The 20240-nt window shown below is 72.8% G+C and carries 15 protein-coding genes; 8 read left to right on the top strand and 7 right to left on the bottom strand.

What is annotated here, in order from left to right; genetic code table 11:
• Window positions 1-6 precede the first annotated feature (6 nt).
• Entirely contained in the window at window positions 7-1860 is a 1854-nt protein-coding gene (locus ACIPRD_RS11990; protein WP_401562411.1) for a serine hydrolase, read from the bottom strand.
• 201 nt (window positions 1861-2061) lie between these two features.
• On the opposite strand from ACIPRD_RS11990, the gene ACIPRD_RS11985 reads away from it, so the two are divergent.
• Complete coding sequence (locus ACIPRD_RS11985; RefSeq protein WP_356407266.1) at window positions 2062-3558, top strand: acyl-CoA synthetase; 1497 nt, start codon at window positions 2062-2064, stop codon at window positions 3556-3558.
• A gap of 71 nt (window positions 3559-3629) precedes the next feature.
• Here ACIPRD_RS11985 and paaK read toward each other — a convergent pair whose 3' ends face one another.
• Window positions 3630-4922 carry a phenylacetate--CoA ligase PaaK gene (paaK, locus tag ACIPRD_RS11980; protein WP_356407263.1) on the bottom strand — a complete coding sequence of 431 codons (1293 nt, stop codon included), beginning with the start codon at window positions 4920-4922 and terminating at the stop codon, window positions 3630-3632.
• Between the two features lie 309 nt (window positions 4923-5231).
• Between paaK and ACIPRD_RS11975 the strand changes: the two genes are divergently transcribed.
• The 4 genes from ACIPRD_RS11975 to ACIPRD_RS11960 all read left to right on the top strand — a co-directional run bounded on the left by ACIPRD_RS11975 (window position 5232) and on the right by ACIPRD_RS11960 (window position 8192).
• Window positions 5232-6158: an alpha/beta fold hydrolase gene (locus tag ACIPRD_RS11975; protein ID WP_401562408.1), complete on the top strand. Its 927-nt coding sequence runs from the start codon at window positions 5232-5234 to the stop codon at window positions 6156-6158.
• Between the two features lie 158 nt (window positions 6159-6316).
• Window positions 6317-7021 carry an alpha/beta fold hydrolase gene (locus ACIPRD_RS11970; protein WP_401562406.1) on the top strand — a complete coding sequence of 235 codons (705 nt, stop codon included), beginning with the start codon at window positions 6317-6319 and terminating at the stop codon, window positions 7019-7021.
• Window positions 7022-7154: 133 nt separating this feature from the next.
• Window positions 7155-7394, top strand: a complete 240-nt coding sequence (locus ACIPRD_RS11965) for a DUF397 domain-containing protein (protein WP_356407256.1) — start codon at window positions 7155-7157, stop codon at window positions 7392-7394.
• 300 nt (window positions 7395-7694) lie between these two features.
• Complete coding sequence (locus tag ACIPRD_RS11960; RefSeq protein ID WP_356407253.1) at window positions 7695-8192, top strand: hypothetical protein; 498 nt, start codon at window positions 7695-7697, stop codon at window positions 8190-8192.
• Window positions 8193-8322: 130 nt separating this feature from the next.
• Here ACIPRD_RS11960 and ACIPRD_RS11955 read toward each other — a convergent pair whose 3' ends face one another.
• Together ACIPRD_RS11955 and ACIPRD_RS11950 are read right to left on the bottom strand one after the other, a co-directional pair.
• Entirely contained in the window at window positions 8323-10323 is a 2001-nt protein-coding gene (locus ACIPRD_RS11955) for an N-acetylmuramoyl-L-alanine amidase (protein ID WP_401562404.1), read from the bottom strand.
• A gap of 382 nt (window positions 10324-10705) precedes the next feature.
• Window positions 10706-11851: an aminoglycoside phosphotransferase family protein gene (locus ACIPRD_RS11950; RefSeq protein WP_356407248.1), complete on the bottom strand. Its 1146-nt coding sequence runs from the start codon at window positions 11849-11851 to the stop codon at window positions 10706-10708.
• A gap of 487 nt (window positions 11852-12338) precedes the next feature.
• Between ACIPRD_RS11950 and ACIPRD_RS11945 the strand changes: the two genes are divergently transcribed.
• A complete protein-coding gene (locus ACIPRD_RS11945) occupies window positions 12339-13832 on the top strand; it encodes a hypothetical protein (RefSeq protein WP_356407245.1) in 1494 nt (497 codons plus the stop codon).
• A gap of 43 nt (window positions 13833-13875) precedes the next feature.
• Here ACIPRD_RS11945 and ACIPRD_RS11940 read toward each other — a convergent pair whose 3' ends face one another.
• The gene (locus ACIPRD_RS11940) at window positions 13876-15357 is read right to left on the bottom strand and encodes a PP2C family protein-serine/threonine phosphatase (RefSeq protein ID WP_401562401.1); all 1482 of its coding nucleotides are present in this window, start codon (window positions 15355-15357) and stop codon (window positions 13876-13878) included.
• A gap of 350 nt (window positions 15358-15707) precedes the next feature.
• On the opposite strand from ACIPRD_RS11940, the gene ACIPRD_RS11935 reads away from it, so the two are divergent.
• Window positions 15708-16121, top strand: a complete 414-nt coding sequence (locus tag ACIPRD_RS11935) for an SsgA family sporulation/cell division regulator (RefSeq protein WP_356407239.1) — start codon at window positions 15708-15710, stop codon at window positions 16119-16121.
• A gap of 149 nt (window positions 16122-16270) precedes the next feature.
• Here ACIPRD_RS11935 and ACIPRD_RS11930 read toward each other — a convergent pair whose 3' ends face one another.
• On the bottom strand, window positions 16271-17296 hold the full coding sequence (locus tag ACIPRD_RS11930) for a Gfo/Idh/MocA family oxidoreductase (protein ID WP_401562399.1): 1026 nt from the start codon (window positions 17294-17296) through the stop codon (window positions 16271-16273).
• Window positions 17297-17741: 445 nt separating this feature from the next.
• On the opposite strand from ACIPRD_RS11930, the gene asnB reads away from it, so the two are divergent.
• Window positions 17742-19583, top strand: coding sequence for an asparagine synthase (glutamine-hydrolyzing) (gene asnB / locus ACIPRD_RS11925; RefSeq protein WP_401562397.1), 1842 nt, complete (start codon window positions 17742-17744; stop codon window positions 19581-19583).
• Here asnB and ACIPRD_RS11920 read toward each other — a convergent pair.
• Window positions 19556-20128, bottom strand: a complete 573-nt coding sequence (locus ACIPRD_RS11920) for a DUF4232 domain-containing protein (RefSeq protein ID WP_401562395.1) — start codon at window positions 20126-20128, stop codon at window positions 19556-19558. The two genes, asnB and ACIPRD_RS11920, sit on opposite strands and share 28 nt — an antisense overlap.
• Window positions 20129-20240: the final 112 nt, after the last annotated feature.

Below are 20240 nucleotides of genomic sequence, written 5' to 3'. Positions count from 1 at the left end.
TGGACGTCAGTCGGCCGAGGCCGTCCATCCCGCCGGCCGGATCCGTGCCGCGTCCGCCGGCCGGACCTCGTCGAAGACGACCCGCCCGCCGTCCTCGATCCGCTGGCCGTCGACGTACACCCCCCGGCCCACGTACAACTGGTCGGTCGCGCAGCGCCAGCGCACGGCGACGCCGCGGCCCGCGGGCAGGGCGGCGGTCACCCGGTGCCAGACACGGCCCGACCAGCCGCCGACCGAGCCGGACGGATGCTCCTGCGGCCCTTCGCCGTGCCGGCTGGTGGTGAACGGGAGCGGCCGCCAGACGTCGCCGCCGTCCACGGAGGTCTCCAGGACCAGGACGTCGGCCGGTTCGGTGTCCCACCACAGCGCGCACGACAGCCGCGCCCCGCCGGACGAGACGTCGACGGCGGGCAGCGTGAGCGTCGCCGTCGACGCGCTGTCCGTCCCGGAGAACCAGGCGGTACGGCCGTGCTCCGGACGGACCGCGACCGCGCGCGCCAGGTTCGTGCCCGCGGCGACGCGGGGTGCCGAGCCGGACCGCCAGTCGCGCACCGGGTGGACCGAGTTGCCGAGCACGACGAGGAACGAATCGGTCGTCGGATCGAGCACCAGGCAGGTTCCGGTGAACCCGGTGTGGCCGGCGGTGTGCGGGGTGGCCATCGCGCCCATGTACCAGTGCTGGTAGAGCTCGAAGCCCAGACCGTGGTCGTGGCCGGGGAACGCGGTGTTGAAGTTCGTGAACATCAGGTCCACCGACTCCGGCGCCAGGATGCGCGTCCGCCCGTAGGCGCCGCGGTTGAGCAGCGTACGGCCGAGGACGGCGAGGTCCCAGGCGCTGGAGAACACCCCGGCGTGGCCCGCGACCCCGCCCAGGCTGAAGGCGTTCTCGTCGTGCACCTCGCCCCAGACCAGACCGCGGTCCAGGCCGGACCACGGCTTGCGGGCGTCCTCGGTGGCCGCGATCCGCGGCTTCCACGACGCGGGCGGGTTGTAGCGGGTGCTGTGCAGGCCGAGCGGGCCGGTGATCTCCTCGCGCAGCAGCGTGTCCAGGGAACGCCCGGTGATCCGCTCCAGGACGAGCTGGAGCGAGATGAGATTGAGGTCCGAGTACAGGTAGACCGCTCCCGGCGGGTTGATCGGGGCCTCGTTCCAGACGAGTTCGAGCTTTCCCTCGCGGGTCGGCGCGTTGTACAGCGGGATCCAGGCCCGGAACCCCGAGGTGTGCGTGAGCAGTTGGCGGATCGTGATCCCCTGCTTGCCCGCACGGCCGAAGTCGGGCAGGTACGAGGCGACCGTCGCCTCGAGCTCCAGGGCACCCCGCTCCATCTGCCGCACCGCGAGCAGCGAGGTGAACAGCTTGGAGACCGAGGCCAGATCGAAGACCGTGTCCGCCGCCATCGGGATCTGCCGCTCCGGCGGGAACTCGACACCGGTGTCGGTCTTCTCGTCGTACCGTTCGTAGCGCACCGCCATGCCGATCGGCCGGTGCAGGGCCACCGTCCCGCCGCGCCCGGCGAGCAGCACGGCCCCCGCGTACCACGGATGCCTGGGGGAGGGGCCGAGGAAGGCCTCGGCGTCGGTCACCAGTTGGCGCAGGTGCGGCGCGAGGAGCCCGGCCCGGGCGGCGGTGCCGTGGCGCAGGGTGGGAGCCCTGGGCACGGACGCGGGCGCCGTGTCGGGGGATCCCGGGGCGGGTCCGGGGGCCGGGCCGGACGGACGGCCGGCGGCCGCGGCGGGCCCGGCGGGGAGCGGCGCGAGGACGAGGGCTCCGGCCAAGGCCATGATGCCCTGCCCCCATCGGCGTCGCGTGGGACTTCCGCGACCCGTCCCGGTCTCGTCGCCCGCTGCGTGTCCACTCATCAGGAACCTCCCGTCGTGGCGCCTGTGAAACCATCGTTTCGGCTGTGAATCCTGTCAACAGCACTACCCGGCCAACCGTGCTGACGGCCCGTCCGGCGGGCGCTTCCGCCGTTCGGCGGACCCGGCCCGCGGGGAGGCCGTCCCCCGTCGCGGCCGTCAGGTGCTTGACCTGGGCGTCCGTCGCGCCGAGGATCGGCTGTCATGACGCAGGGACACGGCAGTACGGTCGACGGGGTGCTGCGGCGCAGCGCCCGACGCACACCGGCGCGCATCGCGCTGCACCACGGCGAGCGCACCTGGACGTACGCGGAACTGGACGACGCCGTCTCCCGCGCCGCCGCCCTGCTGCTCGGCGAGGGACTCGCCCCCGGCGACCGGGTGGGCGCCTACGGCCACAACTCCGACGCCTACCTCATCGCCTTCCTCGCCTGCGCCCGCGCCGGCCTGGTCCACGTCCCCGTCAACCAGAACCTGACCGGTGAGGACCTGTCGTACATCGTCGGCCAGTCCGGCAGCGCGCTCGTCCTCGCCGACCCGGACCTCACCGGACGGCTGCCGGACGGCGTACGGACGATGCCCCTGCGGGACGCGGACGGCTCGTTCCTCGGCCGGCTGCCGGACACCCCGCCGTACGAGGGTCCCGAGCCGCGCTCCGAGGACCTGGTGCAACTGCTGTACACCTCCGGGACCACCGCGCTGCCCAAGGGCGCGATGATGACCCACCGGGCCCTGGTGCACGAGTACTTGAGCGCGATCACCGCCCTCGACCTGAGCGCCGGAGACCGCCCCGCGCACGCGCTCCCGCTGTACCACTCCGCGCAGATGCACGTGTTCCTGATGCCGTACCTCGCGGTGGGCGCGACCAACGTCATCCTCGACGCGCCCGACGGGGACCGGATCTTCGACCTGATCGAATCGGGGCGCGTGGACAGCCTGTTCGCGCCGCCCACCGTGTGGATCGGCCTGGCCGGCCGGGCCGACTTCGCCGACCGCGACCTGAGCGGCCTGCGCAAGGCCTACTACGGCGCCTCCGTCATGCCGGTGCCCGTGCTGGAGCGGCTGCGTGAACGGCTGCCCCGGCTCGCCTTCTACAACTGCTTCGGGCAGAGCGAGATCGGGCCGCTCGCCACCGTGCTGGCCCCCGACGAGCACGAGGGACGCCTGGACTCCTGCGGCCGTACCGTCCTGTTCGTGGACGCCCGGGTGGTCGACGACCAGGGCAAGGACGTGCCGCCCGGCACACCCGGCGAGATCGTCTACCGCTCGCCCCAACTGTGCGAGGGCTACTGGGAGAAGCCCGAGGAGTCCGCCGAGGCCTTCCGCGACGGCTGGTTCCGCTCCGGCGATCTCGCGGTGCGTGACGCCGACGGCTACCTCACGATCGTCGACCGGGTGAAGGACGTCATCAACTCCGGCGGCGTGCTGGTCGCTTCACGCCAGGTCGAGGACGCGCTGTACACCCACGACGGCGTCGCGGAGGCCGCCGTGATCGGCCTGCCCGACGAGCGCTGGGTCGAGGCCGTCACAGCGGTCGTCGTCCCGCGCGGCGAGGTCACCGAGGAACAGCTCATCGCCCACGTCCGCGAGAAGCTCACGCCCTTCAAGGCGCCCAAACGCGTCCTGTTCGTCCCCGAACTGCCCCGCAACGCCAGCGGAAAGATCCTCAAGCGCGAACTGCGCGACCGCTTCGGCAACTGACCGCCGGGCTCGGGACGACCTCGGTCGCCACCCCGGCGCCGGCAGTCGGCACCGCCCCCTAGGGGGTGTCCCTAGCGCGGCCGCAGATCCATGATGCGGCGGATCTTGCCCACCGAGCGTTCCAGCGACTCCGGTTCGACGATCTCCACGGACACCGACACCCCGACGCCGTCCTTCACGGCCGCGGCGATGGACAGGGCCGCCGCGTCCCGGGCCTCCGGCGTGGCGTCCGGGCGGGCCTCGGCGCGGACGGTGAGCGCGTCCAGGCGGCCCTCACGGGTCAGGCGCAACTGGAAGTGCGGCGCCACTCCGGGGGTGCGCAGCACGATCTCCTCGATCTGCGTCGGGAACAGATTGACCCCGCGCAGGATCACCATGTCGTCGCTGCGCCCGGTGATCTTCTCCATGCGCCGGAACGCGCGGGCCGTCCCCGGCAGCAGCCGGGTCAGATCACGGGTGCGGTAGCGGACGATCGGCATGGCCTCCTTGGTGAGCGAGGTGAACACCAGTTCCCCCTGCTCACCCTCGGGCAGCACCTCACCGGTGACCGGGTCGACGATCTCCGGGTAGAAGTGGTCCTCCCACACATGGAGACCGTCCTTGGTCTCCACGCACTCCTGGGCGACACCCGGACCGATCACCTCGGACAGCCCGTAGATGTCCACGGCGTCGATCGCGAACCGCTCCTCGATCTCCCGCCGCATCTGCTCGGTCCACGGCTCGGCGCCGAAGACGCCCACCCGCAGCGAGGTGCCGCGCGGGTCCACACCCTGACGCTCGAACTCGTCCAGCAGCGTCAGCATGTAGGACGGGGTGACCATGATGACGCCGGGTTCGAGATCCTGGATGAGCCTGACCTGCCGGGCCGTCATCCCGCCGGACGCGGGGACGACCGTACAGCCGAGCCGTTCGGCACCGTAGTGGGCGCCCAGACCCCCCGTGAACAGCCCGTACCCGTAGGCCACATGCACGATGTCGCCGGAGCGGGCGCCCGCGGCGCGCAGGGAACGCGCCACCATGTCGGCCCACATGGAAAGGTCGTTCTCCGTGTAGCCCACCACCGTGGGCAGCCCCGTGGTCCCGCTCGACGCGTGCAGGCGCCGGACGCGATCCCGGGGCACGGCGAACATGCCGTACGGGTAGTTCTGCCGGAGGTCGGCCTTGGTCGTGAAGGGGAAGTGGGCGAGGTCCGCCAGCGAGCGGCAGTCCTCCGGGCGCACGCCGGCCTTGTCGAAGGACTCCCGGTAGAACGGCACATGGTCGTACGCGTGCCGCAGCGAGGTGCGCAGCCGCTTCAGCTGGAGCTCCCGCAGCTCCTCCGGTCCGAGCCGCTCGCCCGCGTCCAGGTCCCTCACATCCGCCATCGGGACTTCTCCCTCGTCCGCCATACATTACGGACGACCGATCATTCGGTCGCCGTGCTCGGGGCCAGTAATTCAGGACATCGCGCTCCAGACAAGAGGTGGCCCCGGATTTTTCCCGGAGACCGCGCAGAGGCCTTCCACCGGGGCCTTCCCGGCCTGCCCCTCCGGCCATCCTCTCCGGCCGTCCCCCCGGCGGGGTCCCCGGCCCGGTCCCGTCGAGTGCCCTGCGCGGTGCGGGCGGGTGCACCGCCGCGTCCCGTCCGTGAAAGCCATTGCGCTCCCGGTGCGCCGAAACGCATGATCGTCCCCATGCCCCACCTCATCGCGTCCGACGGCACCCGGCTCGCCTGGCACCTCCGCGGTGACGGGGAGCCCCTGGTGGTCCTGCCCGGTGGACCCATGCGCGCCTCCGCCTACCTCGGCGACCTGGGCGGCCTGGCCGCTCACCGCCGGCTGGCCCTGCTCGATCTGCGGGGCACGGGCGATTCCGGGACGCCGGCGGACCCGGCGACGTACCGCTGCGACCGCATGGTCGAGGACGTGGAGGTATGGCGGGCCCACATGGGGCTGGAGCACATGGATCTGCTGGCCCACTCGGCCGGTGCGAGCCTCGCGATGCTCTACGCGGCCCGTCATCCGCACCGGGTGCGCAGGCTCGTGCTCGTCACGCCCAACGGGGCGGCGCTCGGGCTGCGGGCCACCCCGGAGGACCGGCTGGCCGCGGCGCGCCTGCGCGCGGACGAGCCGTGGTTCGCGCACGCGTACCCCGCGTTCGAGGCGTGGCTCACGGGCGACGCCGACTTCGACGAGGTGTTCCTGCCCTTCTTCCACGGCCGCTGGGACGAGATCGCCCGCGCCCACACCGAGCAGGAGGAGGAGCAGACCAACGACGAGGCGGGCGAGGTGTACTTCGCCGACGGCGCCTTCACCCCGGACGCCACCCGGACCGCGCTCGCCGCACTTGCCGCCCCGGTTCTCGTGTACGCCGGAGCCCTCGACGGCGGCCCGCGCCCCGAGCTCGCCCGCCGCATCGCCGAGGCCTTCCCGGACGGACGGCTGACCGTCCGGACCGGCGCCGCCCACTACCCGTGGCTCGACGACCCGGAGCACTTCGCCCGGACCGTCCTCACGTTCCTCGGCGAGGGCGAGGGCGAGGGCGAGGGCGAGGGCGACGGCGACGGCGAGGGCCAAGGCGACGTCCAAGGTGACGGTGAACCCGGCGCCGGACGGCAGTGACAGCGAAGGCAACGGTGGTGGCCGGGGCGCCGGCCGGCAGTGACAGCGGCGGCGCCACCGTCGCCCCGGCCGGCACCGGCCACGCCCACCGTCCGGCGGTCGCTCTGCCCTCGGCGAAGCCCACACCCCGTCCCGTACGGCAGCCGTAGCGTGCCGCCATGGACGCCGCGCACATGCACACGGTCAAGACGAACGGCATCACCCTGGCCTGCCGCACCTGGGGCCCGCCCGACGCCCCGCCCGTCCTGCTCCTGCACTGCCGGGGCGCCGACGGCGCGGACTGGACCACGGTCGCGCGGCGGCTCGCCGCGCCCCCGCACCCCCGCCGCGTGTACGCCCCCGACCTGCGCGGCCACGGCCGCAGCGACTGGCCCGGGGACTACGCGCTGGAGACCATGTGCGAGGACGTGCGCGCCCTGCTCGACGCTCTCGGCGCGGACGGCGCCGACGTCGTCGGCCACTCGCTGGGCGGCATCGTGGCGTGCCTGCTCGCCCAGCGCCATCCCGGCGTCGTACGGCGCCTCGTCCTGGAGGACGTGCCCCTTCCGGTGCCGTTCGACCCGCCCCGCGCACCCGCCGAACGGCCCGAGGGGGAGCTGCCGTTCGACTGGGCGATGATCCGGGCGACCGACGGCCAGCGCAACGCGCCCGATCCCATGTGGCTGGACCACATGGGCCGGATCACCATGCCCACCCTGGTCATCGCAGGAGGGCACACCAGTCCCATCCCCCAGGACGAAGTGGCGCACCTCGCCGAACTCGTCCCCGGGGCCCGGCTGGAGACACTCGACGCCGGTCACCTGGTCCACGCCACGCGGCCGGAGGAGTTCCTCGCCCTGCTGGCCCCCTTCCTCGACGCGTGACACCGCCGCCGAAGCGACCGGCCCGGACGCGACCTCGCGCCACGTTCCGAAGGTCCCCCTCGCGTGGCCTGTGCGAGGTGGGGACCGGTCGCTAGGCTGATCCGCGGACGACGGAACCGGGAGGAGCAGGGACGTGGCCGAGAGCACCATCCAGCAGCCGCTCGTGGGCTGGGACAAGCCGGAACTGGATCTCAGCAGGGCCGAGTGGCAGTCCGGCAGCCGAGGTCTGGGGGATGTCCAGATCGCCTTTGTCGAGGGCTTCATCGCGATGCGCAACAGTGAGCGGCCGGAAAGTCCCTCCCTGATCTTCACCCCCGCCGAATGGGGTGCGTTCGTCTCCGGCGCGCGCGAGGGCGAGTTCGACCTGACCTGACGTCCGGGGCGATCGTGTCGCCCGCCGGGGCCGAGATCCGCACAGGGCTCGCCCCGGCAGGGCGAGCCCGCACACGGAGGCGGCGCGGCGGCGACGTGCGGGCACCCCCGGGACCCTGAGCGAACAGGGCGTCCGCCGCAGGAGTGACACCGTCCGCCTGCGTGGGGCGTACGTCCTGTGGCGCGAGCACATGGGTGCGGCGCCCACAGGGGCCCACAGAGGGCCGGCGGGTCCCGGGCGGGTCACCCCGGTGGGGCGCCCGCACGTCGTCGATCACGCGTGGGCACGTACCATGGCGGCATGTCGTTCCTCCGCCGCCGCAGCGCCACTCCCGCCGGACCTGACTTCGACGTGCTGGCCATGGACCCGGGCGACTGGCCCGGCAACCTCGGCGCGGGCCTGCTGCCCGCCCCCGACGGATCCTGCCAGGGCGTCTTCCTGCGCTACGACCTGTTCGGCGGCCGCGGTCCCGCCATGATCATCGGCAACCTGCCCGAGGGCTCGCCCGCCCGTGACGTCGCCGAGGACGAGATCCCCTTCGAGGTGGGCCAGCTGCTCCTGGCCCTGGAGAACGACGAGGAGATCACCGTCGTCGGCACCGAGGACACCCCCGTCCTCCAGGGCGACAACCTCCTGATCGTGCGCCGCCTGAAGCTCTCCGAAGGCCGCATCTCCTGCGTGCAGTTCGACCGCAGCGACGGCGTCCTCGTGACGATCGCCGCCTGGGACCGGCCCATCACCGACGATCTCTACGCCCTCCTGAAGCCGCTCCCGGCGGAGCTCTTCCAGCAGGGCTGAGCCCGGCGGCACCGAGCCCCGCGGATCCGGCGGAACCCGCGGGGCACACCCGTACCCGCAGGGCAGGCCCGGATCCACAAGGCAGGTCGTCCGGACCCGCAGGGCAGGGTCCGGCCCCCCTTCAGGCTTCCTAGTGGGAGCCCTCCACGTCGACGTCCGCCGCGCGGACGAACGCCACCCGGTGGCCGTACTGGATCTCGTAGTACAGGTCCTTGCCCACCACGACCCGGTGCGAGTCGGTGGTGAAGGTGACCGCGTAGTAGTACTCGCCCGCCACCTCGTCGCCCACCACGTACTTCTGTCCGGCCGGGATCGTGTACGGCAGGGGCACCACCGACTGGACGGGGACGCCCGCCGGGAAGGCCTCCTTCTCCGGGTAGGCGCGGCCGTACACCGGGATGCTCGCCGCGCCGTCCTTCGGGGTGACGACCCGGCCGCCGGCCCGTACCGCCGTCGGGTGCTTGCGCGGATTCTGGAACCAGGCCTTCTGCCCGAGGTACCAGACGGCCGTCCAGTCGCCCCAGCGGTCGGCCACCGCGTACTGCTGGCCGGTGGACACCCGGGAGGACAGGTCGTTGACCCCGTCGGTCGGATTCGTCTTGAGACCGATGTCCTTGATCAGCGGCGAGGTCACGTCGTGGTCGGAGTACAGCCGCACCTCGCTGGAGCCGTGCGCCGTGCACGGCCGGCCCGCGGTGACGCAGCCCGTGTACACCGGCTGGTTCGAGGCGTAGCGGGGCAGGATCGTCACCAGCGAGGAGTGCTTGCCGCCCGTCGGCCTGAACGGGTGGCCGAGCAGCTGGAAGTAGTGCCGCCAGTCCCAGTACGGACCGGGGTCCGTGTGCATGCCAGGAACGGTCGAGGCGGTCGGGCCCGGCACGTTGTCGTGGCCGAGGATGTGCTGCCGGTCCAGCGGGATGTCGTACCTACGGGCCAGGTACTTCACCAGCCGCGCGGAGGACCGGTACATCGCCTCCGTGTACCAGCTGTCCGGGGCGGTGAGGAAACCTTCGTGCTCGATGCCGACGGACCGCGCGTTGACGTCCCAGTTGCCCGCGTGCCAGGCCACGTCCTTGGCCTTGACATGCTGGGCGATCAGCCCGTCGGTCGAGCGGATGGTGTAGTTCCAGGACACATAGGTCGGGTCCTGGATCAGGTTCATGACCCCGTCCCAGCCGCCCTCCGTGTCATGGATGACGATGTACTTGATCCGCTGGGAGACCGGACGGTCGCCGAGGTCGTGGTTGCCGTAGTCGTTGTCCCCGAACTCCGCGTACGGCGCCGGGACCGACACACAGGACACCGAACGCGGGCACTCCAGCCCGTCGTCCGCCTTGCCCTTGCGCAGCCCGGTCCGCCCCAGCTGCGCGGTGTCGGCGGCGAGGCCCGGCTGAGCGCCGAGCGTCACCTGCTGGCCGGCGTCCGTGGTCCGCTTCTCACCGGTGCGCAGCACGTCGTACACGTCGTTCGCGTACGCCGCCGCCGTCGCGGTGTCGTCGGCGCCGGAGAAGCGGGCCACCGCGCCGTACCAGGCGGCCGGGTCGGCGCTCAGCGGCTCGCCGAGGTGCTTCTGGGCGGCGGCGAGCAGTGCGGCACCCCCGGCGACGTTGGCCGCCGGGTCGGTGCGCAGCCGCTCCGCCGGCAGCCCGGTCAGGCCGGCCGCCTCGGGCAGCGTCTTCATACGGGCCGGGAGCGCCTGGTCCGCGGGCGCCGTGGCAGCGGGGCGCAGGGCGGGGCGGGCGCTGTCGCCGCGGGGGTCCTCGGTGCCTTCGGCGAAGTGCTCGGTGGTGGCGAGCGCGGTGCGGGCGTCGGTCAGGTGCATCGGGCCGTAGCCACCGCTGACGCTGGGCGCCCCCGCGTGCCAGTCCCAGCGGGACTGGAGATAGGAGACGGCCAGCAGGACGCTCTGCGGCACGTGGTACTCGGCGGACGCCGCGGCGAAGGCGTGCTGGAGGCTCCCCGGCGCGGAACCGGCGGGAGAACCCGCCGCGGCGTGGGCGCCGGCCGTGTTCTGGGCCGGGGCGGCGCCGAGCAGGGGCAGCAGCAGGGCGGCGGAGACGAGCGTGCCGGCCGTCCGCCTCCGATGTCTGGAGCCGGGAGTGGACGTGGGGTCGGTGGCGGATCCTCGCAATGCGGCCTCCAGTGACGGACGGGCGTGGCGGGGCGGGCGGGGCCGAACTCGGACAGTGGTACCGGCTTGCCGACGATCCGTCAATGATGTCTTCAGGAGGGCGACTTCCCATGTCACGGAGGGGGCGGACGGGTTTCGCCACGGCGGTGCCCGGGCCTGCGCGGCGTCAGTGGATTACACCAGTGGCCGCACGCCGGGGGAGAGAGCGGAAGCCGCGCGGCGAGGAGCGGGAGCACGCCGAGGAGAGCCCGCGCGGTCCGGGGAGCGGGTGAGGGCGGGTGAGGGGAAAGGGTCCGTACACAGGTGAGGGGGAGACGGCCCGTACATACGAAGGTCCGCGGTGCGCCGCCGCTCTCGGCGCACCGCGGAACCGTCGTCCCCGTCAGCGAGTGCCGACCGCCGCGCGTACGGCCCGCCGGGCCAGCTGGCAGTCGTCGTGCAGCCGCCGCAGCAGCAGCCGCTGTTCCTCGCCGGACGGCGCGGCGCCCGGGTGGGCCGTACCCGGGGCCGCCGGGGCCGTGTCGTGCATCGAACGCTGGACGGCCGTCTCGTAGGTACGGATCTCCCGCGTCAGCACCAGCATGAGGTTGACCAGGAACGCGTCCCGCGAGGCGGGGCCGGCCGACTGGGCGATCTGGCTGATCTGGCGGCGGGCCATCGGGGCGTCCCCGAGGACCAGCCAGAGCGTGGCCAGGTCGTATCCCGGCAGGTACCAGCCCGCGTGCTCCCAGTCCACGAGCACCGGCCCGGCAGGGGAGAGCAGGATGTTCGACAGCAGGGCGTCGCCGTGACAGAACTGCCCCATGCCCTGGCGGCCGGACGCGTGCGCGATGCCATGCAGCAGTTTCTGCAGGTCACCCAGGTCCCGGTCGGTCAGCAGGCCCAGTTCGTGGTAGCGGGAGATGCGGGCGGCGTAGTCCAGCGGGGCGTCGAACGTGCCCGCCGGGGGGCGCCAGGCGTTCAGCCGGCAGATCGAGCCGAGCGCGGCGCGGATGTCCGCGCGGGGCGGCGCCTCCAAGGGGTGCCGCTGGAGCGCCGCCACCCGGCCGGGCATGCGCTCGATCACCAGGGTGCAGTTGTCCGGGTCCGCGGCGATCAGCCTCGGCACCCGCACCGGCGGCCGGTGCCGGACGAACGAGCGGTATGCGGCTATTTCGTGCCGGGTCCGGTCGGCCCAGGCGGGAGAATGGTCCAGGAGACACTTCGCCACGGCCGTGGTGCGCCCCGTCGTCCCGACCAGGAGCACGGACCGCCCGCTGCGGCGCAGCACCTGGACCGGAGCGAACTCCGGGCAGATGCGGTGCACCGAGGCGATCGCGGCGCGCAGCTGCGCTCCCTGCGGACCGGACAAGTCGATCCTTCCGCTGAGCGGTTGGAGTCCGCCCTGTGCCGGGATGCGCCGTGGACGGCCCGCACCCAGCACGGCTGCCGCCGGCCGCGCCGCCGGATCCAGGTACGGCGCGCCGCCCGCGGGGCGGGGACGCAGCGGCCGGGGCGGGGCGGACACGGAGGATGATGCTGCGTACATGGGAGATACAGATCCCTTCGTGTGCCTGCGGTGCCTGCCTGTAAGTCCAGCTGTGGTGCGTTGGTGCAGTGGTGGTGCTCGGGTGGAGCTGTGGAGCTGTCCTGCTGTGGAGTTGTCGCGCTCCTGTGGTGCTGTGCTCCTGTGGTGCTGTGCTGTGCTGCGGTGGTGCTGTGCCGCGGTGGCGCGGAGAGGTTCTCCGGTCCTCCGCGGTCGTTCGGCGGTCGCGTCCGGTCCGCGGTCTCCCGCGTCCCGGAGCGCCCCGCGCTCACGTCCGAGTGCTCTTGACGCATGCGCCCACCCGTCCCGGTCGCCCGGGTGCACCCTGGGGAGTGTCCTTGCGGTGACCGGGTCGGGGTGGCGCTTTCCTACCTGACACCCGGCGGCCACTGGCACACCATCTGGCGCACCCTGGCGAACCATGGCGAATAGTCGCCCGGCAACCCGCACGGGGCTACTGTCAACTCAGCCGAGAACCTGGGGGCTTGACGTGAGCGGACAACCCAACACCCGCCTGGCGGACCTGTTCGGCCTGGCCGGCTGGTCCAAGGGGGAACTGGCGAGGCTCGTCAACAAGCAGGCGGCGGCCATGGGCCACCCCCAGCTGTCGACGGACACCTCGCGGGTGCGGCGGTGGATCGACACGGGAGAGATCCCGCGCGATCCGGTGCCGCGGGTGCTGGCGGCTCTGTTCACCGAGCGTCTCGGCCGTGTCGTGACCATTGAGGACCTCGGTCTGGTACGGCACGGGCGTGCGGGGAAACGGCAGGGCGACGGGAACGAGGAACATCCCGACGGCGTGCCGTGGGCGCCCGAACGAACCGCCGCGGTCCTCACCGAATTCACGGGAATGGACCTCATGCTCAACCGACGCGGCTTGGTGGGCGCGGGCGCCGCGCTCGCCGCGGGATCCACGCTCAGCAGCGCCATGCACGACTGGCTGCACACCGACCCCACCCTGAGGGCCGACGCCCCCGTCCTCGACGACCCCCTGCACGCCGACTCCGCCGGGTTCGACCGCTATGAGGCCGCCCCCATCGGGTCGCAGGAGGTCGAGGAACTGGAGCGTTCGGTCGAGGTGTTCCGCGCCTGGGACGCCGCTCGTGGCGGCGGCCTGCAGCGCAAGGCGGTCGTGGGCCAGCTCAACGAGGTGGGCGGCATGCTCGCCTACCGCCACCCACCCCACCTCCAGCGGCGCCTGTGGGGCGTCGCGGCCAACCTCGCCGTCCTCGCCGGCTGGATGTCGCACGACGTCGGCCTGGAACCCACGGCCCAGAAGTACTTCGTCATCGCCGCCCATGCCGCCCACGAGGGCGGGGACCGGCCGCGGGCCGGCGAGGCACTGTCCCGGGCGGCCCGGCAGATGGTCCACCTCGGACGGCCCGACGACGCGCTGGACCTCATGAAGCTCGCCCAGTCCGGTTCGGGCGAGCGCCTGCAGCCGCGTACGAAGGCGATGTTCCACACCATCGAGGCCTGGGCACAGGCCTCCATGGGCAGAGGCCAGGCGATGCGCCGCACGCTCGGACAGGCGGAGGACCTCTTCGTCTCCGACCGTACGAGCACGGAGGCGCCGGACTGGATGCAGACCTTCAAGCACGAGGATCTGTACGGCATGCAGGCCCTCGCCTACCGGACGCTCGCCGAGTTCGACCCTGCGGCGGCCACGCAGGCCCAGTACTACGCGGAGAAGGCCCTGTCCCTGCGCGTCGACGGACGGGAGCGGTCGAAGATCTTCGACCATCTGTCCATGGCCTCGGCCTGTTTCATCGCCGACGACCCCGAACAGGCCGACCGCTACGCCCGGCTGGCGCTGATGTCGATGGGGTCGAACTCGTCCCGCCGCACCTGGGACCGGCTGCGGGAGATGTACCGGCTCACCGCGGAGTACTCCGGCTACCCGAAGATCCATGAGCTGCGTGAGGAGATCCGGCTCGCGCTGCCCAAGCCCAGGAGCAAGGGGGACAGCGGAGTGCCGGCATAGGGCGGTCCCGCGCCGTCACGGCCACCGCCCGGTGCGGTGCGCTTCAGCCGGTGACCTTCGCGACGAGCACACAGGCGGCGTCCACACGTTCTGTCCCGCCGAACTCCTCGACCACCGTGCGTAAACCGTCCTGTGCGGTGGACGTGCGCGTGAAACGTGGGGCGAGGCCGAGCAGTCGGTCCATCACCGTGGTCCCGGGGTGCCCGGAGAGCAGCCCGTCGGTGTGGAGGAGGAGCAGATCGCCCGGCTCCAGGGTCACTTCGGCCTGCCCGTACGCGGCGTTCGGGGTGACGCCGAGCGGTGCGCCGTCCGGTGCCTGCAGGACGCGCCCCGTCCCGTCGCGGAACAGCAGCGGGGCGGGGTGTCCCGCGCGCGCCCACACCAGGGTGCGGGTCTCGGGCCGGTAGTGGCAGCACAGGGCGCTGCCGAGGGCGGGCTGCGCGGCGGTGTCGAGCAACTGGCTCAGCAGGGACAGCAGACGGCCGGGAGAGGTGCCGGCCATCGCCATGCCGCGCACCGCGCCCAGCACCATCGCCATGCCCGAAGTGGCGGCCACCCCCTGCCCGGTGAGATCACCGACGCTGAGCAGGGTCGTGTCGTCGCCCAGTTCGAGCGCGTCGTACCACTCACCCCCGATGAGCCCGGGAGTCGCGGCCGGCAGGTGGCGGGCGGCGAGGTCCAGCGCGCGCGGCCCCCCGTGGGGCAGACGCAGGGAACCGGTCCAGGCCGGCAACACCGCTTCCTGCACCTCGGCGGCGAGCCGCCGCTCGGTGCGGTCCTGGCGGCGGTGGCGCCGTACCGAGTCGCTGCTCTCGAGCACGGTCCGCCGGTGCAGGCGCAGTTCGCTGACGTCCCGCAGCACCGCCCACATCGAGGCGGTGCTGCCGTCCTCGCCCAGGACGGGCTCGCCCATCATGTGCACGGTCCGTACGGAGGTGTCGGGCCGGACGACCCGGAACTCGCCGTCGATGGACCTGGCGTCCACCAGGCAGTCGGTGACCATCGAGGTGAGCTTGGGCCGGTCCTCCTCCACGACCAGGGCCGGGAGTTCGTCCAGGGTGAGCGCGGGCGAGGCCGGCTCCAGACCCAGGATCCGGTACAACTCCCCGGACCAGCTGGCCTCGTCCGTGAGCAGGTTCCACTCCGCGCTGCCGACCCGGCTGAGCAGGGACTCGTGCCGCGGCCCCTCCGGCCCGGCCGACGGAGCGGACACCGTGTCGGGCGCGTCGGTCGTATTGCCGGTGTCCGCCGCTGCCTGGTCGGCCGTGTCCGTGGTGGTCCCTGTCGGTGCCGGACCGTCGCGGAGCTGCGCCAAGTGGGCGTCCAGGTCGTCGAGCTGGTGCAGCGCCAGGTCGCACAGGGCGCGCTGCCAGCGATCCTCCGGGTCCGATCCGCCGCTCCTCGCGTCCCGTCGTACGGCGTCCACATCGCCCTTGAGCCGCCGGGTCTGCGAGATCAACGCCTCGACCGCGCCGCGCCCCGGCGGCTGGGCGGCTGGGCGGTCCGCGGAGACAGGGGACGGCATGAAGCACTCCGATGGGGAACGGTACGACGGGCGGGAGGGACGGAGGACCGTTACGACTGTGGCACAGCCCGCGACGCCTCGTAAGGGATTTGGCAACACACGATACGGTGGTGCTTAAGGCATATGCCAGAGTCTTTCCGGCGTGGTCCGCGCACGATCGGTGCGTACGCACGGCGCCGGTCAAGGCGTAGGAGACGTACGGGACTTGACCCATTCGACGGTGTTTCGGCGTGCTGTCCGGGCGGGTGTTCGACGCTCACCTGTTCTCTGGCGGTGAGGACCGGCCGACGCGCGTCAACTCTGTCCGGATCACACGTCCTCGAAGAGGCCTTTGAGGACTCCTTATAGGCATGGACATCCTCATCGAGCAGTCGGCCCGGGCCCACCTCCTCACCGTCGAGGACCGCGAGGTCCCGGTGCCGGTGATCCTGCGCTACACCGCCGCCGACCCCCTGGCCGTCTTCGTGGACTTCCCGCCCGAGGCCACGCTCGAAGGCGGCGAGGTCACCTGGACCTTCGCGCGCTCCCTGCTGGACCAGGGCCTGCGCACCCCGGCCGGCTGCGGTGACGTACGGATCTGGCCGTTCGGCCGCACCCGTACGGTCGTGGAGTTCCACGCGCCGGGCGGCCTCGCGATGCTCCGGTTCCCCACCTCGGCACTGCGCCGGTTCCTGCTGTGCACCTACGCGGTGGTCGGGGCGGGGAGCGAGGACGTGACGGGGGCCCTGGAGCAGGGGCTGAGCGCCCTGTTCGGCGGGGTGTGAGCCCCGCCGGTGCCGGGCCGCCGGCGCCGACCGGGACCGCCCGGCCGGCCGAGGGCGCCCCGTCACGCGCGGGCACCTCACCGGCCGGGACCGGCGGACCGGTCCGGGCGGATGCAGCGGCTGGGTTCGGCGTTCCGGTCCGGACGGCGTCAGCGGCCGGGTTCGGTGTACAGCTCAGGGCGGGAGGCGAGTTCGACGGGCACCCTGCCGCCGTTCTCCAGTGAGCGGACCCCCGCCTCGGCGACCACGGAGGCGGCGTATCCGTCCCACACGGTCGGACCGGTCACCTCGCCGCGCCGGGTCGCGTCGACCCAGGCCTGGACCTCCCGGTCGTAGGCGTCGGCGAACCGGACGAGATAGTCCTGTGCCACCTCCTGGGCCGCGCCGCCCCGGGCGGTGACGACCATGGTGTGCTCGTCCCCGATCCGGGCGCTTCCCGCCTCGCACACCGCCTCGCAGCGCACCTGGTATCCGAAACCGCAGTTGACGAACACCTCCACGTCGACCAGCGCGCCCCGCTCGGTCTCGAAGAGCGCGAACTGCGGGTCGGACAGCCCCTGCGGCGCCCCCGCCGAGGACGCCGGGCGGACGACCGTGACCGCCGTCAGTTCCTGCCCCAGCAGCCAGCGTGCCGCGTCGATCTCGTGCGAGACGGAGCTGTTGATCAGCATGGCGCTGGTGAAACCGGCCGGTGAGGAGACGTTGCGGTGGACGCAGTGCAGCATCAGCGGACGGCCCAGGCTGCCGTCGTCCAGCAGGGACTTCAGCCGTCGGTACCCCGCGTCGAACCGCCGCATGAACCCGATCTGCGCCAGTCGGCGCCCGAGGCGGGCCTCCGCCTCCACGATCCGGAGCGCACCGGCCGAGTCCGGCACCATGGGCTTCTCGCACAGCACCGGCAGACCACGCGCGAAGGCCGCGAGCAGCGCCTCCTCGTGCGCGGGACCGGGAGACGCGATCAGTACGGCCGCCACCCCGGGCGCGTCGAGCGCGGCCAGCGGATCCGTATGGACGCTCACCCCGTCGCGCCCCGCCGACGCCGCCTTCGCCCGGTCGACGTCGGGATCGGCGACGGCCGCCACCCTCGCGCCGCTCACCACTTCGTCGAGTCGCCTTATGTGGTCGGCGCCCATGTGTCCGGCACCCAGTACCGCCACACCCAGCAGGTCACCCATCGGTGCTCCCTTCCGCTTGACCGCAGTGTGTCGCAGATCTTGTGCGGCATGTGGGCGGAGGTGGAGGCGCAGCCACAGGCTGAGCAGGAGAGGCCGGCCGGCCACCGGCGCCACGGTGCCCCCGCCGCAAACGTGCCGCGAACACGCCCCGGTCCCGCCCGGGGCACACACGCCACCCTCTTGGACAAGTCTTTGCCCATGGCGGATTCCCGTCCCTCCGACCCCGTGTCCGGCAGATACGCGGCTGACGCGCGGGCAAAGTCCGGCCGAAACCGTGGGGGAGCGGGCGGCTCCCGTGTTACGGCCGCGTTGACCGCGGAGCCCGGAAGACGGACGCTCGATGTATAGGTGCTCGATACAACTGGTTCGGCGGCCGTCCGGTGCCCATCCCCGAAAGCGCAGGTGAGAGAGGGCCCGGAGACCTGCCGGAGGCAGGAGGCAGCGCATGTGCGGCATCACCGGATGGGTTTCCTACGACCGCGACCTCGCCGCCGAGGCCACGGTATTGGATGCGATGACCGAGACGATGGCCTGCCGGGGCCCGGACGACCGCGGCACCTGGGCCGAGGGCCCCGCCGCCCTCGGACACCGCCGGCTCGCCGTCATCGACCTCCCGGGCGGCCGGCAGCCGATGTCCGCCCGGACCCCCGGCGGAACGGTCGCCCTGGTCTACTCCGGGGAGGCGTACAACTTCACCGAGCTCCGACGTGAACTCGCCGACCGGGGTCACCGATTCACCACCGACTCCGACACGGAGGTGGTCCTGCGCGGCTACCTGGAGTGGGGTGACACCGTCGCCGAGCGGCTGAACGGCATGTACGCCTTCGCCGTGTGGGACGGCCGGCACGACAAGCTCGTGATGATCCGCGACCGCATGGGCATCAAGCCCTTCTACTACCACCGGACCCCGGACGGCGTCCTGTTCGGCTCCGAGCCCAAGGCGATCCTCGCCAACCCGCTCGCCCGCCCCCGTGTCACCCAGGACGGCCTGCGCGAGCTGTTCACCATGATCAAGACACCGGGTCACGCCGTGTGGGACGGCATGCGCGAAGTCGAACCGGGGACCGTCGTGACCGTCGACCGCTCCGGGCCGAGCACCCGCGTCTACTGGCGGCTGGAGACCCGCGAGCACACCGACGACCGCGACACCACCATCGCCACCGTGCGGGACCTCCTCGATGACATCGTGCGCCGGCAGCTCGTCGCCGACGTCCCGCGCTGCACGCTGCTCTCCGGCGGCCTCGACTCCTCCGCCATGACCGCGCTCGCGGCCCGGCAGCTCGCCGAACGGGGCGAGAAGGTGCGCAGCTTCGCCGTCGACTTCGCCGGCCAGAGCGACCATTTCGTCCCCGACGAACTGCGCGGCACCCCCGACACGCCGTTCGTCCACGACGTGGCCCGGCACGCCGCCACCGACCACCAGGACATCGTCCTCGACGCCGAGACCCTCGCCGATCCCGCCGTCCGGCGGCAGGTCGTCCGCGCCCGTGACCTGCCGTCCGGATTCGGCGACATGGACGCCTCCCTGCTGCTGCTCTTCCGCGCCATCCGCGACCAGTCCACGGTCGCCCTGTCCGGCGAGTCGGCCGACGAGGTCTTCGGCGGCTACCTCCAGTTCTTCGACGAGGACGCCCGCACCGCCGACACCTTCCCCTGGCTGGTGCGCGCCCGCCGGCACTTCGGAGAGGACGCCGGCGTCCTGCGGCCCGACCTGGCCGAGTCCCTCGACCTGGAGGCGTACATCGCCGACAGCCACCGCACCGCCGTCGCCGAGGTGCGCCGCCTGGACGGCGAGAGCGACTTCGAGTACCGCATGCGGCGGATGTGCCATCTGCACCTGACCCGCTTCGTCCGCGTCCTGCTCGACCGCAAGGACCGGATGAGCATGGCCGTCGGGCTGGAGGTCCGGGTGCCGTTCTGCGACCACCGGCTGGTGGAGTACGTGTACAACACCCCCTGGGCGCTGAAGTCCTTCGACGGCAGGGAGAAGAGCCTGCTGCGCGAGGCCACCGCCGACGTTCTGCCGCGCTCCGTCTACGACCGGGTCAAGAGCCCGTACCCCTCGACGCAGGACCCGCTGTACGCCCGGGCCCTGCAGCAGCAGGTGAAGGACCTCCTCGCCCAGCCCTCCCACGCCGTCTTCGGGCTGGTCGACCGGGAGAGGCTCCGGGCGGCCGCGGACGACGGGGCGGCGCTCGGCGGCCAGGCTGCCCGGCGCGGCCTGGAACGCGCCCTCGACCTCGCCCACTGGCTGGACCTCTACTCCCCGGAGCTGGTCCTCGGCTGAGCCCCGGGCACCCGGTCCGCGGCGGCCGCGGTCGGCTGCCACCAGGTGGTCACCGGCTCCCAGACCCGGACGTCCGCGCCGGTCCCCAGCCGCGCGGCGGTGAACGTCCGGCCCCACTGCGACGCCGACGCGGCCACCGTGACCGCGTCCACCCGGCGGGCCTCGGGGTCCGCCGGGTCGGCGATGGTACGGACATCCGCGTGGGCCGTCGCCCCCGACGCGAGCCGGTACGCGCCGCCCCGGGTCTCCGGTACCGGCAGCGCGGCGCCGTCCAGATCGCCGAAGGTGACCGTGGGGAAGCGGTCGACGGCGCAGGCGGCGCCCCGGTTGGTGACACTGACGCGGATCACGGACGGGGCGTCCGGCACGGCCTTCGCCCGCAGCGTCAGCGCCCCCTCCGCGCACCGCGCGACCCGGGGGAGGTGCTCCGCGGCGGCGGACCGGGGGAGGTGGGACGGGGCGGCCCGGCCCTCGGGCGCGGTGAGCAGCAGAACCGCGGCCGCGGAGAGGACGGCGGGTACGGCGTGGGCGGCGCGCAGACGCATGGCGCATTCCCCCTGATCACGGGCGGGTACGGGTACGGGGTGCCGGAGCACGCCCACCTGGTGGGACGCGGGGCCCGGCCGCGGGGTTGTACCGGGATCTCCGTCATCACCC

The organism is Streptomyces sp. NPDC090108 (assembly GCF_044747185.1).
GTDB lineage: Bacteria > Actinomycetota > Actinomycetes > Streptomycetales > Streptomycetaceae > Streptomyces.
The sequence above is the reverse complement of the archived record's forward strand: the minus strand, read 5'-3'. Positions and strand labels throughout refer to the sequence as shown.